We start from the raw sequence: 16422 nt of genomic DNA on the forward strand, positions 1-16422 counted from the left end.
TGATTCAGACCGTTATAACGTATTACCGGGTTAAATCGTGCGATATACACATTTTGCTGTATGTGTTTACTCACTATTCGTTAATCTGTTCCGGGGGGCTACTTTAACCAGCTGATACAAAAAACCGCACAGGCAAAGTGGCTCCTGATGGCGCCGGTAGTCACTGTATGCTGTACTGTTCGCGGTACTGTGGCGTCCTCACAATTTTTTTGGCATGGCTTCCTGAATAATTTCAACGTAACTGACTGTCTTTGCTGCCACGGCGGTTATATCCGCTGTATACCGCCTGCTTTTTATCAGACTCCGTCTGACACTTCACACATAACTGCACACCCGGAATTGCCTGCCGCCTGGCGGGTGGGATCGGGTCACCGCACTCTTCACAAAACAGCGCACTTTCTCCGTGTGTTAACTGGCTGCGCACCCGTGCAACGGCATCATCCAGTGTGGCATCAATTTGTTCCTGCACTGCGGAGTCATTTGCCCAGCCGCTTGCCATTATTGCCTCCTGTACTGAGTCGTGTTGCATATCTTTAAAGATTACCACCGGGTGCTCAAAATTCAATCAGCAAAGAATGCGGACAAAAAAATACCGCAGACAGGCTGCGGTATGTTCAGATCTTCGAAAGATTAATAGCCTCTTTCCAGAATAGTTTTCAGGAAGCGGGCTGTATGTGAGCGCTCACACTCTGCGACCTCTTCCGGCGTACCGGCAATCAGGATCTCGCCGCCACCGCTGCCGCCTTCCGGACCTAAGTCCACAATCCAGTCTGCGGTTTTGATCACATCAAGGTTATGTTCAATAACCACAATACTGTTGCCCTGGTCGCGCAACTGGTGGAGTACGGTCAGTAATTGCTGAATATCCGCAAAGTGCAGACCGGTTGTCGGCTCATCAAGGATATACAGAGTTTGACCTGTGCCGCGTTTGGATAATTCACGCGCCAGTTTCACGCGCTGCGCTTCACCGCCGGACAGCGTGGTCGCGGACTGACCCAGGCGGATATAGGATAATCCCACATCCATCAGTGTCTGCAATTTACGCGCCAGCGCAGGAACCGCATCAAAGAATTCACGGGCTTCTTCAATCGTCATATCCAGCACTTCGTGAATACTTTTGCCTTTGTATTTCACTTCCAGGGTTTCGCGGTTATAGCGTTTGCCTTTGCACTGATCGCACGGCACATACACATCCGGCAGAAAGTGCATTTCCACTTTTAGTACGCCGTCACCCTGGCAGGCTTCACAGCGCCCGCCTTTAACGTTAAAACTGAACCGTCCCGGCGTATAACCGCGTGAACGGGATTCCGGAACGCCGGAAAACAGTTCGCGGATTGGGGTGAAAATACCGGTGTAGGTCGCCGGGTTCGAGCGCGGTGTGCGCCCGATAGGGCTCTGGTCGATATCGATCACTTTATCGAAATGTTCCAGACCTTCCACCGATTTGAATGGCGCGGGGGTAACCGTTGTTGCACCATTCAGCTGAGTTTGTGCGATCGGGAACAGGGTGTCGTTAATCAGTGTGGACTTACCCGAGCCGGAAACCCCGGTAATGCAGGTGAACAGCCCGACCGGCAGATTCAGTGTGACATCTTTCAGATTATTACCGCATGCGCCGGTGATGGTCAGCATTTTTTCCGGGTTTGCCACATTGCGTTTCTCCGGGATCTCAATCCGGCGCTCGCCGCTGAGAAACTTACCGGTCAGTGATTCCGGCGTATTGATGATATCGTCCAGCGAACCCTGCGCGACAACTTCCCCGCCGTGAATACCGGCACCCGGTCCGATATCAATAATATGATCTGCGGCGCGGATAGCATCTTCATCATGCTCAACAACAATCACGGTATTACCGAGGTCACGTAAATGCACCAGGGTTTCCAGCAGGCGATCATTATCGCGCTGATGCAGCCCGATTGACGGCTCATCCAGCACATACATTACGCCGACCAGCCCCGCACCAATCTGGCTGGCGAGACGGATACGCTGCGCTTCACCGCCTGACAGGGTTTCGGCTGAGCGGGAAAGTGTCAGATAATTCAGCCCGACATTCACCAGAAATTTCAGGCGATCCTGAATCTCTTTCAGGATTTTTTCGGCGATTTTCTCGCGCTGCCCGCTGAATTTCAGGTTATTAAAGAATTCCAGTGAATGCCCGATGCTGAAATCAGAAATCTGCGGCAGCGTGGTGTCTTCCACAAATACAAAACGCGCTTCTTTTTTCAGGCGTGTTCCGCCGCAGGAAATACACGGGCGGTTACTGATATATTTGGCCAGCTCTTCGCGCACCGCCATGGATTCCGTCTCTTTATAACGGCGCTCCATATTGTGCAGCACACCTTCAAACGGATGATGGCGGACAGTGACATCACCCCGGTCATTTGAATATTTGAATTCGATTGATTCACGACCTGAACCATTCAGGATCGCTTTCTGTACTTTCGCGGGCAGCTCAGAATAAGGCGACTCAATATCAAACTTATAATGAGAAGCCAGGGACATCAGCATCTGATAATAATAAAAATTACGGCGATCCCAGCCACGGATAGCACCGCCGCCAAGGGATAAATTCGGGTTCTGTACCACGCGTTCAGGGTCAAAAAACTGCTGAACACCCAGACCGTCACAGGTCGGGCAAGCTCCTGCCGGGTTATTAAAGGAGAACAGGCGCGGCTCCAGCTCGCTCATGCTGTAACCACATGCCGGACAGGCAAAGTTTGCTGAGAACACCAGTTCTTCTGCGGTTTTGTCTTCCATATCGGCGATCACAACGGTGCCGCCTGAGAGCGTCAGTGCGGTTTCAAATGATTCCGCCAGGCGCTGAGCCAGGTCATCACGGACTTTAAAGCGATCTACCACCACTTCAATGGTGTGTTTGATTTGAAGTTCCAGTGTCGGCGGATCAGACAGATCGCAAATCTCCCCGTCGATCCGCGCGCGGATATATCCTTGTGCCGCCAGGCTGTCGAGCAGCTTAGTGTGTTCGCCTTTACGATCTTTAACTACCGGCGCCAGCAGCATCAGGCGCTGACCCTCCGGTAATTTCAGGACATTATCGACCATCTGACTGACAGTTTGTGCCGCCAGCGGAACACCATGATCCGGACAGCGCGGCTCACCCACCCGGGCAAACAGCAGGCGCAGATAGTCATGAATTTCAGTAATTGTCCCGACTGTAGAACGCGGGTTATGGGATGTGGATTTCTGCTCAATAGAAATCGCAGGGGATAGCCCTTCGATGTGATCGACATCCGGTTTTTCCATCAGTGATAAAAACTGACGTGCATAAGCGGAGAGTGACTCCACATAGCGGCGCTGCCCCTCGGCATACAGTGTATCGAAGGCCAGGGACGACTTCCCGGATCCGGATAACCCCGTGATAACAATCAGTTTATCACGCGGAATAATAAGGTTGATGTTTTTCAGATTGTGGGTGCGAGCGCCCCGTATATCGATATTATCCATGTACCATTTCCCGGGAGTTTCAGATAGCGACTAATTAATTCAGCCTGACATTATTACATACAATTTACTGAATGGATATCCAGTACCGGAAGAAATCTGTGTATAATCTCAGCAGAATTTCCCTGTCAGATGATTGCAATTTGTGCGGTGGATTTCAGAGAGGAGTCGCAAATCTGAAAAGCGGATCGTGGCAGGGGATTAGCGTTTCAAAAATATCACTCAGACGTGTTAGACTGGATCCTTATACGTTCTAAACAATTTCATCGGGAGCATTTCATGGCCAGCAGAGGCGTCAACAAAGTCATTCTTATCGGGAACCTGGGTCAGGATCCGGAAGTGCGTTACATGCCTAACGGCGGTGCGGTTACTAACATCACACTGGCGACATCAGAATCATGGCGTGATAAACAAACCAATGAGATGAAAGAAAAAACCGAATGGCACCGTGTGGTGATTTTCGGCAAACTGGCAGAGATCGCCGGCGAATACCTGAAAAAAGGCTCACAGGTTTATATCGAAGGCTCACTCCAGACCCGTAAATGGCAGGATCAGGGCGGCCAGGAACGTTATACGACAGAAGTTGTGGTCAATATCGGCGGCAGCATGCAGATGCTGGGCGGACGTAACAGTGGCGGTGGTGACAATCCATCGCAGGGCGGAAGCTGGGGACAACCACAGCAGCCGCAGCAATCTCAGCAGTTCAGCGGCGGCGGCAGTGCTCCGCGCCCGCAGGCTCAGCAGCAACCGGCTGCACCACAGAGCAATGAACCACCAATGGATTTCGATGACGATATTCCGTTCTGATTCGGCATCATTGAAAATACCCTGTTTATGCAGGGTATTTTTTTTGTCTGAATAATATATTCTTATTATATTGTATTTAAATGAAACCTAAAAAAACACCCCGGAATATATAATATTCACGGGGTGTTTTTATTAATTAATACGATATTCTGCCCGCAGGCAAATTACATCACGCCTTCAGAGACAGCTCTGTTGCATAACGCAGAACATCTGTTGATGTCCAAACGCCTTTACCCAGCGCGCCACCGGCCGTTTTTGAATACTGACCTGCGGCACCGGAGCCTGAATTACATGCAACCGTTAAGCAATCCGCTACAACGTGTGCGTTATTATAACGTGAGAACTGATATTGCGGGATATGGTTACTGATATTCGCGATAAAGAATGCGAGTTTTTCAGTATTGATTTCGTTGATAGTAATAACTTGTGGCTGGCGGCCGCCTTCAGCAGTGACATCTTCTTTCAGTGCGCCGATAAACGAGCCCTGATGGCTGGCCTGAATATTTACGTCGCTGACACCGGCACCTTCTGTGGTGCGGATACTGACATAACTATTGCGAAATGAAATAGAGGTATGACCCGCCGATTTCTTTGTCGGTAACCAAACATAGACTTTTAACATGAAAACGCTCCTTGTTCTGAATGAGTAATGAATATATTCCTTTATATAGGCAGATAAATAATGATTAGTCTTAATGTGGATCCTTTGTATTTTTCTGCCGGAATTTCATCATCTGATGCGTTACACATGAATTTAAATATGAAATAGACTCTTTTTCAGAATTAATGAAACCAGCATCAGTACGATTTTTCTGCGTAATATCACGTAGGTGTTTTTTGTGGGTGAATAAAATATAACAAGTGTTTTGCCGCCGGGATATCAGGACAATCTGAACATACGCAATCACGCTATACCCTTATTCATTCAAACTGCAGGTTCGTTGGCGGAACGACGACCGCCGGGTCACATACTTATGTATGCTCCCCGGCGGGCTGAGCTTGCCGCCTGCCTGCATCTTGAATGACGTTGGGTATACACCCGCTTCGTTCTGTTTTTTGACAGCTAAAACTTTTGATTGCTAAAAGAATACCCCTTATTTATCGGGTGATAAATTAAGGGGTAATATCTCATGCCGTTGGATGAATACATGAGGAGCCCGGGTTAACGGGTGCATTATTTTACTTTTGATATCGAAACTACCTTTTAACTATCTTTTAACTACCTTTTTTATCCTGTCAGCCCTATTCTTTAATCGTAACGGGTATTTTTAATATAGTGTTATCTGATGTTTTTTATTTTTTTAAAAGAAAACCCAATGAAATCATTGGGTAATTATGCATTATGGTATCTGTTTATTATTAAAGTATGATAAGAGGTTTAAAAGAGCATGTGTCGGATTCCGTTTTACCGGTAATAGTTTAAGGTGGCAATCATTGTATTTATTTTTTGTGATTTGTATCACGAAAATATGGCTACTCAAACGTTATTTGTAACTTAAATGTAACTTATTATGCCAAATATAACAAAAATACCACAAACTGATAATGGTTAAGTTACTCCGCTCATCGTATGAGTAAACTGCTGTTTTTAGCAGGATGAGCAGTAAAAGTAATAAAATATAATTTTTTAGTCACTAAAGATGATTTTGTGATCGGATGCTGATTTTTTCTCCTGAGTACTAACCGATAATTCTGCTATTTCTATAAACATGCCATTTTTATTCCGGATAATGGAACGTATATCCTTTTTTACCTCTGCTTTTCTGTGTGATTGATACTATTTTCATCTGTTACTCAATAGCCTGTTTTTTGTAATGTTATTATAAATCAATGTGTTATTTATTTTTCAATTTATCAGCAGTGATTTACATGTGATGCTCATCACAATTTAGCATCGGATTACAAAATAAATCAGAAAAGGCTTGTACCGCTTTCGATCTTATGTTTTTTTAAGATACACAACGATATTTATTCATACACAATTACTGTTGAGAGATACCCCGTGAAACCATTCATCCGTCCACAAAATGTACTACTAACAACCGCGCTATCAGACGCGGTTGTCGTCGTGCGTGTGGTAGTGGTGGTGGTCGGCAACGCGCCGTAACGGGCTGGGATCAGCAAGAAGATCACTAACCCCGCCGGCGTAAACCGAGCGGGGTTTTTTTATATCAGGCTCCGCGAAACTGAACCGGTTGTAAGAGAAGGATTATGTTATGGGAGCTTCGCAAGACACTCAGGCTAAAACCCGGATGACGGGTGCGGAATTAATTATCCGCATGTTAGAACAACACGGCATCACGACGGTGTCCGGTATCCCGGGGGGAGCGGCGCTGCCACTGTATGATGCACTGGGGAAAAGCCGTATCCGGCATATTTTGGCGCGTCATGAGCAGGGTGCCGGGTTTATCGCACAGGGGATAGCCAGAACGAGCGGGAAAGCAGCGGTGTGTATCTCTTCCAGCGGGCCGGGTGCGACGAACCTGATGACGGCAATTGCCGATGCCAAGCTGGATTCTGTTCCGCTGGTCTGTATCACAGCTCAGGTCTCTTCTCCGATGATAGGCACTGATGCGTTCCAGGAAGTGGACACTTACGGTATGTCCATCCCTATCACTAAACACAACTATCTGGTTCGTAACGTACAGGATTTGCCGGGAATTATTGCTGATGCTTTCCGGATCGCGGAATCAGGGCGTCCGGGACCGGTGTGGGTTGACGTACCGAAAGATGTTCAGTCAGCTATCATTGAAATTGATGAATTACCGCCAATCATGCCGAAAGATCCGCTGCCGTTGTTTGATGCTGAAAAAGTCACTGAAGCAGCGGCGATGATTAATCAGGCTAAGCGCCCGATCCTCTACATCGGCGGCGGTATTGTGGCATCGCAATCTCAGCAGATGGTTCAGAGCTTTGCTGAGCGTGCCGGGTTGCCGGTCACCATGACTCTGATGGGTCTGGGAACCATCCCGCAGAAGCATCCGTTGTATCTCGGTATGCTGGGCATGCACGGCGCGCGTTATACCAATATGATTTTGCAGGAATCCGATTTACTGATTGTGATCGGCGCGCGGTTTGATGATCGCGCTATCGGCAAGGCAGAGCAGTTTTGTCCTGATGCCAAAATTATTCATGTGGATATTGATCGGGCGGAAATAAGCAAGATCAAGCAACCGGATCTCTCGGTGAATGCGGATGCCGGACAGGTGCTGGCAATGCTGCTGCCACAGATTGAGGTTAATCCGCGTCAGGAGTGGAACGACCATATTGCACAGATCAAACATGAGTTTCCGTTGATTAAGGTAAATCATGAGGATCCGTTATCGCATTTCGGGCTGATCGCCGCCGTAGCCGACGCGGTTGACAATGATGCCATTATTACCACGGATGTGGGGCAGCATCAGATGTGGGTGGCGCAGGCGTATCCGTTATGCCGTCCGCGTCAGTGGTTAACCTCCGGCGGGTTGGGCACTATGGGGTTCGGATTACCCGCCGCTATTGGTGCGGCACTGGCAGAGCCTTCCCGTAAAATTATCTGCTTTACCGGGGATGGCAGTATTATGATGAATATTCAGGAGCTGGCGACTGCCGCAGAGCATAATCTGGATATCAAAATTATTCTGATGAACAACCAGGCGCTGGGAATGGTTCACCAGCAGCAGACACTGATGTTTAATGAGCATATTGTTGCGTCTGCCTATCCATATCAGACTGATTTTATTACGATAGCGAAAGGATTCGGGTTGCAGACCTGTGATCTGAACAAAGAGAATGACCCGACGGCGGCATTGCAGGCGGCGATTTCCCGCCCCGGTCCGTGTCTGATCCACGCGTTAATCGATGTCTGTGAAAAAGTGTGGCCGATGGTATTGCCCGGTGATGCCAATATCGATATGGTCAGTGCCTGATGACGGAGAATAAAATAATGGAAAAAAATAATCAGCCAATCGCGCTGGAACTGGTTGTACGCAACCATCCCGGCGTCATGACTCACATTTGCGGACTCTTTGCCCGCAGAGCATTCAACGTAGACGGAATTCTCTGTCTGCCTTTGCCGGGACAGGATGAAAGCCATATCTGGCTGTTGGTGAAATCTGATGATCGTCTGAGCCAGATGGTCAGTCAGGTGGAAAAACTGGAAGATGTGCAGGGTGTGAAGTACAACGAAGATATCAGTATTTTCGAGCAACTAAGCAAATACATTCCGCAGAGTGATAATACCGGACGCTGACCCGCCCGGTTTTTTTCTTTTATACTCTTATTCATTCAAACTGCAGGTTCGTTGGCCGTACTCCGCTAGCCGGGGTATGCTCCCCGGCAATCGGAGCTTGCCGCCTCCCTGCATCCTGAATGACGTTGGGTATAGAATGTTACTAAGGTGATGTTTGTCCGATATGTGAATAGGACATAACCAGCGTGCCGCTCAGTTCCCCTTCCATGCAGATATAGGAGTGGGGAATATCACAGGAAAAGGCATAGAAATCACCCGGTTCCAGCAGAACAGTCAGATCCTCATTAAAGCGCATCATCAGTGTGCCCTGATGGATGAGGATGTGTTCGTGAGTGCCGGTACTGTGCGCCGGGCTGTTAATAATCGCGCCACGGATCATTTTCAGGTGCCAGATCTCAGAAATATTCCCCATTCCGACACGGAATTTAAAATCTTCTGCATACTCCCCTTTGAACGTTTTGTTTTGTTCATAGCGGGGATAACCTTCATTACTGGCGGTAAACAAATCACCCAGCGGAAAACGCAGAGCAACGGCGATGGCTTCCAGGGTATCAATGCGCGGATTGGAATCACCGGATTCCAGTTTGGATAATGCGGCTTTCGAGATGCCGGAGAGTTTTGAAAGGTCATTAAGCGACAGGTTACGCGCCTGGCGCAGTAATTTCACTTTCTGGCCGATATGGGCACTGGTTTTATGCATAATTGAATGGATACCAATGAAGTCAGCAGGATAATCCTGTTAGTATTGCATACTTGCTATACGACGGTAAGCCGCGATTATCCGGAGAAAATGTATCAGATAGTGATTTTATCGGATGAAGAAATCCGGTATGGGTATAATTAATATATGTTAATAAACGGACTCCCACTATGATCTACACCCTGCCATGGGCAGATTTTCTGATTTGTTTTGTCACACTCTTTTTTGGTTATTGGGTTTTTGGCATGGTCGGGTTCGGCTCGGCGCTGATAGCCAGCCCGGTTCTGGCTTTTTTTATCCCGGTCTCTCATATTGTGCCGATGCTGGCGCTGATGGATTTGGGCGCAGCAGTGATTAATGTCACCCGCGACGGGCGCAAAGCGGATTTCAGTGAACTGAAGTGGATGGTACCGCTGATGATAGGCGGGAGTCTGATAGGCGCGGCGATATTACTGAAAACGCATCCGGATATGCTCGCGGTGTTCCTCGGCGGGTTTATTGTGCTGTATGCCCTGTATTCCCTCTTTATTAAGAAGGGCGCTCGGCATTATTCGCAGAAATATATTGTTCCGTTCGGGATAGGCGGGGGGATTTTAAGTGCATTGTTCGGTGCGGGCGGGTTTGTGTATGCCATCTATTTCGCCGGAAGGATCGAGGACAAAAACCGCTTTCGTATCACGCAGACGACATTGATTGGCTTCAGTACATTAACCCGCGTGATTATTTTCCTGATTATGGGGATCTATTGGAACAGTGAAATCGCGATTACGGCTCTGATGTTTCTGCCCGCGATGATTGCCGGTATTGTACTGGGGCGGCACATTACCATGCGCATCCCGAAAGAGGCGTTTTTCCGCTTCCTGAATATTGTGATTCTGCTGGCGGGGCTGACTTTGCTTATCAGTAATCTGGTGCGCTGATGTTCGGCGCACCACAGATGTTCAGCGCAGATTTTTTTTAGCACATTGCCGGGCGCGTTGCAGTTCATCCGTTACCCGGCTTTTACTGAAACAGTCGCGGTAACGGGCCGCATACGCGGCATATTCAGCTTGTGCTGCGGGCAGCGGTTGTGCAATAAGATGATTAATAAAGGTAAAACTGCCAATCTCGGCATGCTGAAAATCCACCGGGTTTTTCCATTCACCACCCCAGCGCAGAAAACCATGACTGAAAATCAGCGGTAAAACAGCTTCAATCCTGCCTTTGCTTATATTTTCTCTGTTATTCAGTGCGCCGGCAGACCCCGGCGGGCTGAGGGTGATGTGTCCGTTCTTGTCCCGGAAGCGGTAAGGATTTTGTTGCGGATTGATATCAATTGCCACGCCGTAAGCGTGTTTTGACCAGGCTTTCTGGTTGACCTGGCGGCGTCCGTTAAACGCAGAGGTATTATTTGCCGCCATAGACGCTTCGTCATCCCCGCCGAAGACATCAATGGGCTGTACCGTGTGCAGCGGGAATTTTTTCCGGTACAAATCCGCAAACAGCGCCTGTGTTTCGGGTGCTGTCACATCCAGCACAGTGATGGTTCCGGTCTGTGTTTCGCCCTGAAAATTAATAAATTTCACATCCACATTGACCAGACGTTTACAAGGCACCGGGTTGTCCGGCGCAATAATACTGAGCGCGCTCAGGGCGCGGCAGGTATCCGGGCTGAGTGGGGTGATCGCCGCCTGTGCAGCCTTCAGCCCGGCAAACAGTAAAAAAGCAGGTAAGAACGATGTACTCAGTTTTATGATTATCAGTTTCATTATTAAACCTGCTGTCAGTAACCGGAAAACACGATAGTACCGCGCGGGGCGATTCTATATGAAAAAATTCCCGGTTTGAGCCTTGATTATAGTGATTTTTCCTAAGATAATCGTTTGCTTCAAAAATCACATCTTTTTGTCAGTTAAAAGCCAAACGTTTGCGTCCTGTCTGTCCGGTTCTGTTTTTATCCGGCACATGTCAGTTTTCAGTAAAACGCAATCGTTTACGCTGATGTGAAACGAATTCATTAACACAGGTGATTACATGTCCGCGACACAGCCAGAGAGTGGGTGCAAATTAGACAGTTTCTTTAAATTAACCGAGCGCGGCACAACTGTCCGCCGGGAAGTATTAGCCGGGATGACCACATTTCTTGCGATGGTTTACTCCGTTATTGTTGTACCGGGGATGTTAGGTCAGGCGGGTTTCCCGCATACGGCTGTTTTTATCGCAACTTGTCTGGTCGCGGGATTAGGCTCTCTGCTGATGGGGTTATGGGCTAATTTGCCGATGGCTATCGGCTGTGCCATTTCCCTGACTGCATTTACCGCATTCAGTATGGTTATCGGACAGAATATTTCTATTCCGGTTGTTCTCGGCGCTGTTTTCCTGATGGGGGTGTTGTTTACCCTGATTTCCGTGACCGGCATCCGCACCTGGATCCTGCGCAATATTCCCCTGGGAATAGCTCACGGCACGGGGATCGGTATCGGCCTGTTCCTGCTGCTGATCGCGGCAACTAATATTAATTTAGTCATTAAAAACCCGTTCGCCGGAATGCCGGTTGTCCTGGGTGATTTCACCTCATTTCCGGTCATTATGGCGCTGGCGGGTCTGGCGGTTATTTTTGGTCTGGAAAAACTGAAAGTGCCGGGCGCGGTATTACTGGTGATTATCGCCATTTCCGTTATCGGGTTGATTTTTGATCCGTCAGTTAAATATCAGGGCTTCTTTAAGCTTCCTTCTCTCGGGGATGATGGTCTGTCTCTTTTCTTCAGTATGGATATTAAAGGTGCCTTGCAGCCGGTTGTTCTGCCGACCGTGCTGGCATTGGTAATGACAGCGGTATTTGATGCTACCGGGACAATCCGTGCGGTTGCCGGTCAGGCGAATCTGCTGGATAAAGACAATCAGATTATCAGCGGCGGGCGCGCACTGACGACAGACTCCGTCAGTAGCATTCTGGCTGGTATGGTCGGAGCTGCACCTGCGGCGGTGTATATTGAATCAGCTGCCGGTGCCGCAGCTGGTGGTCGTACCGGGCTTACGGCGACAGTGGTCGGCGTCATGTTTCTGCTTATCCTGTTTCTCTCGCCACTCTCTTACCTGGTCCCTGCTTATGCAACCGCACCGGCACTGATGTATGTTGGTCTGCTGATGTTAAGCAATGTCAGCAAACTGGATTTTGGTGATTTCGTCGGCGCAATGTCCGGATTACTGTGTGCGGTCTTTATTGTTCTGACCGGGAACATTGTGACCGGGATCATGCTGGGCTTTGCATCATTAGTGATTGGCCGGATTGTCGGCGGGGAATGGCGCAAGCTGAATGTCGGCACTGTTCTGATCGCGATTGCATTAGTAGCATTTTATGCTGGTGGTTGGTCCATCTGAGTGATAAGCCGCCACTGAACATTGACTGGTGGTGACGATGCACTGTATTTGTACGATTTATCTTAAAATGTTAATTAATTGCCCGCCCTGATGGCATGAGAAGATAAAATAGCAGCGACGGATAACGCATTCGTCGCTGTTTTTTTTGTATGATAGTGACAGAAGACGGTAATATTTTTCTCCTTTGGCATCTTATTACGGCTTTTTGTGTCGTTATTATACCCAACGTCATTCAAGATGCAGGCAGGCGGCAAGCTCCGACCGCCGGGGAGCATACATTAGTATGTGACCCGGCGGGCTGAGTACCGCCAACGAACCTACGGTTTGAATGAATAAGGGTATAGGTATCTTTCTTTGGTCAGCGGGCACATTGCCCTCAGTTCAGTAAGGGCAATATGGAAATATTCTTTACGATTCTTATTTTGATTCTGATGGTGTCGGTGTCAGGTGTTCTCACCAAAATGATCCCGTATCGCATTCCGTTACCTATCATTCAGATAGCGATGGGAGCTTTGCTTGCCTTCCCGCAATTTGGTCTGCATGTCACCTTTGACCCTGAACTGTTCCTTGTTCTGCTGATCCCGCCTTTGCTGTTTGTTGACGGCTGGAAAACCCCGACCCGGGAATTTATGCAAAAGGGGCGGGAAATCTCTATTCTTGTGCTGTTCCTGGTGCTGGTGACGGTTATCGGGATTGGCTATCTTATCTACTGGCTGATGCCGGGGATTGAGCTGATACCTGCCTTTGCGCTGGCAGCAGTTTTGTCACCGACAGATGCGGTGGCGCTCTCTTCCATTGTTGGTAAAGGGCGTATCCCGAAACAGATGATGGGGATACTGGAAGGTGAGGCGCTGATGAACGACGCCTCCGGTCTGGTTGCACTGAAGTTTGCTGTGGCAATCGTCATGGGTACCATGGTGTTCACTGTCACCGGCGTCACGATAGAATTCTTTAAAGTTGCGATTGGCGGGTTACTGGCGGGGATCGCGGTCACCTGGCTGTACAGTAAATCCCTGCGCCTGATGAGCCGCTGGAGCGGGGATGACCCTGCAACACAAATCGTCTTTATGTTACTGCTGCCGTTCGCCTCTTATCTGATTGCGGAACACATCGGTTTTTCCGGTATCCTCGCCGCGGTTGCCGCCGGGATGACCATCAGTAAATCCGGTGTTATCCGTAATGCACCACTGGCAATGCGCCTGCGGGCAGATAATGTCTGGGGCATGCTGGAGTTTGTCTTTAACGGACTGGTCTTTATCATGCTCGGGCTGCAACTGCCGGGGATCTGGCAGGTATCTGTTATTGAAGCAGAACTAGACCCGACGGTTGAAACCTGGATGCTGTTTACCGCCGTTTTTGTTATCTATTTTGCTCTGCTGGTGCTGCGTTTCTGCTGGTTATGGATGATGAAAACCGTCAGCCGCCTGACCTTAAAACGCAAACCGCTGGATTTCAGTCACTATACAACCCGTGAACTGTGGCTGGCATCATTTGCCGGTGTGCGCGGGGCGATAACCCTTGCCGGTGTGCTTTCTATCCCGCTGTTTCTGCCTGACGGCACACCATTCCCGGCGCGTTATCAGATGATATTTATCGCCGCCGGTGTCATTTTGTTGTCACTGTTTATGGGCGTGGTTTCCCTGCCGTTCCTGCTCAAAGGTGTTCATGTCGGAGATAAAGCCGCTGATGCTAATGAAATCCGCGTCGCAAGAGCGGCAATGGCCGAAGTCGCGATTGTCAGTATCGGTAAAATGGAAGAGCGTTTGTCAGCCAGTTCTGATGAAGCGCTGGATGCGGAAGCCATCAGTGAGGTGGCATCGAGGGTTGCCGGTCATCTGCGGCGGCGTACCGCCAATGATGATGAAATGGAATATAACCTGAAAGTGGAAGACCTGGAGCGGCGCTTCCGGCTGACCGCGCTGCGTGCCGAGCGCGGGGAGCTGTATCACCAGCGCGCGACCCGTAATATCAGTAATGAAACACTGCAACTGCTGTTGCATGATCTGGATTTACTGGAAGCCCTGCTTGTCGAGAAAGAAACATAACCGATGCCGTTACTGATTATTACCACCATTTTATGGGCCGCATCATTCAGCCTGATTGGCGAATATCTCGCCGGTCAGGTTGACAGCTGGTTCTCTGTATTAGTCCGTGTATCACTGGCGGCACTGATTTTTCTGCCGTTTCTGCGCTGGCGCGGGATTGCCCCGAAAGTCATTCTGCTCTATATGGCCGTGGGTGCGTGTCAGCTCGGCATTATGTATCTGTTTGTTTTTCATGCCTATAATTATCTGACAGTAGCGGAATTTCTGCTGTTCACTGTACTGACTCCGCTCTATGTGACGCTGATTTACGATCTGCTTGAGCGGCGCGGGCTGCGCTGGGGCTATGTATTCAGCTCACTGCTGGCGGTGATTGGTGCGGCGGTTATCCGCTATGACCATCTGAGTGACTCGTTCTGGAAAGGACTGATCCTGGTTCAGCTGGCAAATATTTTCTTTGCTATCGGGCAGGTGGGGTATAAACGACTGATGGAAACCCATCCGCTGGTACAGCGCACGGCGTTTTCGTGGTTCTATCTCGGCGCGTGTGTGGTGGCGCTGGCGGGCTGGTTGCTGTTTGGTAATTTCGCCAAAATGCCGTCAACACAGTTACAGTGGGGTGTTCTGTTGTGGCTGGGGATCGGCGCATCCGGTGTTGGTTACTTTATGTGGAACTATGGTGCCACTCAGGTTGACGCCGGAACACTCGCTATCATGAATAACATGATGGTTCCGGCGGGGCTATTGGTTAACTTTGCCATCTGGCAGCAGCATCCTGACTGGCTCACATTCAGCATAGGTGCAAGCCTGATTGTTGCATCGCTGTGGGTACACCGGGTATGGATACTGAAGCCGTCTTTACAAAAGGCAGATTGTCCACCGCGTGCTGACGCGCACAACGAATAAATGACTCAATAGCCGGCTGGCGCTGTTCTCCGCTGCGGTTTGCGGCATACAGCCGGCTCCATAATCCGTTCCCTAAGCTTTTTGTCACCACCAATCCCTGTTTTTCAAAATTCTCTACCGCCCAGTGAGGCAGTGCGGCGATCCCCATCCTTGCGGCAACCATCTGAATCAGCAACAGTGTGTTATCCACCGTTTTCACCTGCGGGGATACACCCGCCGGTTGCAGGAAGCGCCGCCAGATATCAAAGCGCTGGCGCTGTACCGGGTATATCAGCAGCGTGTCACTGCTCAGATCCTGTGGCTGGATAATCAGGCGCTGTGCCAGCGGGTGCTCCGGTGCGACCACCAGTTTCACTTCATAATCAAACAGCGGCGTATAAGTCAGTTTGCCGTTGTGCTGCTCATCAATATCAGAGGTGAGCACCACATCCAGCTCCCGTTTGAGCAGTTCCGGCTGCGGATCAAAACTGACTCCTGAGGTGAAATCCACATTGATCTGCGGCCAGTTCTCACGGAAATTTGCCAGTGCCGGGGTCAGCCACTGAATACAACTGTGACACTCAATTGCGACCCGAAGTGCGGTCAGCCCCGGTTCATTGCATTCACGGATAGCATCTTTAACCAGCGGCAGTATCTGCCCTGCAAGTTGCAACAGTACCTGTCCCTGCGGCGTAAATTGTAGTGGTTGTGTTTTGCGGATAAAAATCCGGAAGCCCAGCCGGTGCTCCAGTTCACTGAACTGATGAGAAAGGGCGGATTGTGTCTGATGCAGCGTATTTGCCGCACCCGCCAGTGAGCCGGACTGATTCAGAGCCTGAATCGTTTTTAAGTGTTTTATTTCTATCATGAGAAACCTTCAGGTTAGCAATGAAGAATCTGCGCTTGTTTCTTATACAGTACCCGCTGATTATGGA

14 protein-coding genes are annotated in these 16422 nt (G+C 49.3%); 8 read left to right on the plus strand and 6 right to left on the minus strand.

Annotation, left to right across the window (positions count from 1 at the left end):
- Positions 1 to 232: 232 nt before the first annotated feature.
- Both ACMHKJ_RS18005 and uvrA read right to left on the minus strand, forming a co-directional pair.
- Positions 233 to 499 carry a DksA/TraR family C4-type zinc finger protein gene (locus tag ACMHKJ_RS18005; protein WP_413496098.1) on the minus strand — a complete coding sequence of 89 codons (267 nt, stop codon included), beginning with the start codon at positions 497 to 499 and terminating at the stop codon, positions 233 to 235.
- A 131-nt stretch (positions 500 to 630) separates the two neighbouring features.
- Positions 631 to 3465: an excinuclease ABC subunit UvrA gene (gene uvrA, locus ACMHKJ_RS18010; RefSeq protein ID WP_413496100.1), complete on the minus strand. Its 2835-nt coding sequence runs from the start codon at positions 3463 to 3465 to the stop codon at positions 631 to 633.
- 276 nt (positions 3466 to 3741) lie between these two features.
- Between uvrA and ACMHKJ_RS18015 the strand changes: the two genes are divergently transcribed.
- Positions 3742 to 4269 (plus strand): single-stranded DNA-binding protein, encoded by a 528-nt coding sequence (locus tag ACMHKJ_RS18015; protein WP_413496102.1) that lies wholly within the window; start codon positions 3742 to 3744, stop codon positions 4267 to 4269.
- 169 nt (positions 4270 to 4438) lie between these two features.
- Here ACMHKJ_RS18015 and ACMHKJ_RS18020 read toward each other — a convergent pair whose 3' ends face one another.
- Complete coding sequence (locus tag ACMHKJ_RS18020; RefSeq protein WP_067365232.1) at positions 4439 to 4891, minus strand: hypothetical protein; 453 nt, start codon at positions 4889 to 4891, stop codon at positions 4439 to 4441.
- A 1380-nt stretch (positions 4892 to 6271) separates the two neighbouring features.
- On the opposite strand from ACMHKJ_RS18020, the gene ivbL reads away from it, so the two are divergent.
- The 3 genes from ivbL to ilvN all read left to right on the plus strand — a co-directional run bounded on the left by ivbL (position 6272) and on the right by ilvN (position 8500).
- Positions 6272 to 6376 carry an ilvB operon leader peptide IvbL gene (gene ivbL, locus ACMHKJ_RS18025; protein ID WP_150385191.1) on the plus strand — a complete coding sequence of 35 codons (105 nt, stop codon included), beginning with the start codon at positions 6272 to 6274 and terminating at the stop codon, positions 6374 to 6376.
- Between the two features lie 109 nt (positions 6377 to 6485).
- Positions 6486 to 8177: an acetolactate synthase large subunit gene (ilvB, locus tag ACMHKJ_RS18030; RefSeq protein ID WP_413496104.1), complete on the plus strand. Its 1692-nt coding sequence runs from the start codon at positions 6486 to 6488 to the stop codon at positions 8175 to 8177.
- A gap of 17 nt (positions 8178 to 8194) precedes the next feature.
- The gene (gene ilvN / locus ACMHKJ_RS18035) at positions 8195 to 8500 is read left to right on the plus strand and encodes an acetolactate synthase small subunit (protein WP_413496106.1); all 306 of its coding nucleotides are present in this window, start codon (positions 8195 to 8197) and stop codon (positions 8498 to 8500) included.
- Between the two features lie 142 nt (positions 8501 to 8642).
- On the opposite strand, the gene ACMHKJ_RS18040 is transcribed toward ilvN, so the two are convergent.
- Positions 8643 to 9200 (minus strand): helix-turn-helix domain-containing protein, encoded by a 558-nt coding sequence (locus tag ACMHKJ_RS18040; RefSeq protein WP_067365227.1) that lies wholly within the window; start codon positions 9198 to 9200, stop codon positions 8643 to 8645.
- Positions 9201 to 9370: 170 nt separating this feature from the next.
- Between ACMHKJ_RS18040 and ACMHKJ_RS18045 the strand changes: the two genes are divergently transcribed.
- Positions 9371 to 10120, plus strand: a complete 750-nt coding sequence (locus tag ACMHKJ_RS18045) for a sulfite exporter TauE/SafE family protein (protein ID WP_413496108.1) — start codon at positions 9371 to 9373, stop codon at positions 10118 to 10120.
- A 21-nt stretch (positions 10121 to 10141) separates the two neighbouring features.
- On the opposite strand, the gene ACMHKJ_RS18050 is transcribed toward ACMHKJ_RS18045, so the two are convergent.
- Positions 10142 to 10948 carry a M15 family metallopeptidase gene (locus ACMHKJ_RS18050; protein ID WP_413496110.1) on the minus strand — a complete coding sequence of 269 codons (807 nt, stop codon included), beginning with the start codon at positions 10946 to 10948 and terminating at the stop codon, positions 10142 to 10144.
- Between the two features lie 265 nt (positions 10949 to 11213).
- Here ACMHKJ_RS18050 and ACMHKJ_RS18055 point away from each other — a divergent pair, with 265 nt between their 5' ends.
- The 3 genes from ACMHKJ_RS18055 (at position 11214) to ACMHKJ_RS18065 (ending at position 15508) form a co-directional block, all read left to right on the plus strand.
- Entirely contained in the window at positions 11214 to 12560 is a 1347-nt protein-coding gene (locus ACMHKJ_RS18055; protein WP_413496112.1) for an NCS2 family permease, read from the plus strand.
- A 395-nt stretch (positions 12561 to 12955) separates the two neighbouring features.
- On the plus strand, positions 12956 to 14605 hold the full coding sequence (locus ACMHKJ_RS18060; RefSeq protein WP_413496114.1) for a Na+/H+ antiporter: 1650 nt from the start codon (positions 12956 to 12958) through the stop codon (positions 14603 to 14605).
- 3 nt (positions 14606 to 14608) lie between these two features.
- Positions 14609 to 15508 carry a carboxylate/amino acid/amine transporter gene (locus tag ACMHKJ_RS18065; protein WP_413496116.1) on the plus strand — a complete coding sequence of 300 codons (900 nt, stop codon included), beginning with the start codon at positions 14609 to 14611 and terminating at the stop codon, positions 15506 to 15508.
- Here ACMHKJ_RS18065 and metR read toward each other — a convergent pair.
- Positions 15393 to 16355 (minus strand): HTH-type transcriptional regulator MetR, encoded by a 963-nt coding sequence (gene metR, locus ACMHKJ_RS18070; RefSeq protein ID WP_413496118.1) that lies wholly within the window; start codon positions 16353 to 16355, stop codon positions 15393 to 15395. The two genes, ACMHKJ_RS18065 and metR, sit on opposite strands and share 116 nt — an antisense overlap.
- Between the last annotated feature and the right edge of the window lie 67 nt (positions 16356 to 16422).

This window comes from Morganella psychrotolerans (assembly GCF_965118875.1).
Lineage (GTDB): Bacteria > Pseudomonadota > Gammaproteobacteria > Enterobacterales > Enterobacteriaceae > Morganella > Morganella psychrotolerans_C.

Coding starts and splice junctions, on each gene's coding strand:
- ACMHKJ_RS18005 (WP_413496098.1), bottom strand. CDS start 499: ATGGCAAGCGGCTGGGCAAATGACTCCGCAGTGCAGGAACAAATTGAT.
- uvrA (WP_413496100.1), bottom strand. CDS start 3,465: ATGGATAATATCGATATACGGGGCGCTCGCACCCACAATCTGAAAAAC.
- ACMHKJ_RS18015 (WP_413496102.1), top strand. CDS start 3,742: ATGGCCAGCAGAGGCGTCAACAAAGTCATTCTTATCGGGAACCTGGGT.
- ACMHKJ_RS18020 (WP_067365232.1), bottom strand. CDS start 4,891: ATGTTAAAAGTCTATGTTTGGTTACCGACAAAGAAATCGGCGGGTCAT.
- ilvB (WP_413496104.1), top strand. CDS start 6,486: ATGGGAGCTTCGCAAGACACTCAGGCTAAAACCCGGATGACGGGTGCG.
- ilvN (WP_413496106.1), top strand. CDS start 8,195: ATGGAAAAAAATAATCAGCCAATCGCGCTGGAACTGGTTGTACGCAAC.
- ACMHKJ_RS18040 (WP_067365227.1), bottom strand. CDS start 9,200: ATGCATAAAACCAGTGCCCATATCGGCCAGAAAGTGAAATTACTGCGC.
- ACMHKJ_RS18045 (WP_413496108.1), top strand. CDS start 9,371: ATGATCTACACCCTGCCATGGGCAGATTTTCTGATTTGTTTTGTCACA.
- ACMHKJ_RS18050 (WP_413496110.1), bottom strand. CDS start 10,948: ATGAAACTGATAATCATAAAACTGAGTACATCGTTCTTACCTGCTTTT.
- ACMHKJ_RS18055 (WP_413496112.1), top strand. CDS start 11,214: ATGTCCGCGACACAGCCAGAGAGTGGGTGCAAATTAGACAGTTTCTTT.
- ACMHKJ_RS18060 (WP_413496114.1), top strand. CDS start 12,956: ATGGAAATATTCTTTACGATTCTTATTTTGATTCTGATGGTGTCGGTG.
- ACMHKJ_RS18065 (WP_413496116.1), top strand. CDS start 14,609: ATGCCGTTACTGATTATTACCACCATTTTATGGGCCGCATCATTCAGC.
- metR (WP_413496118.1), bottom strand. CDS start 16,355: ATGATAGAAATAAAACACTTAAAAACGATTCAGGCTCTGAATCAGTCC.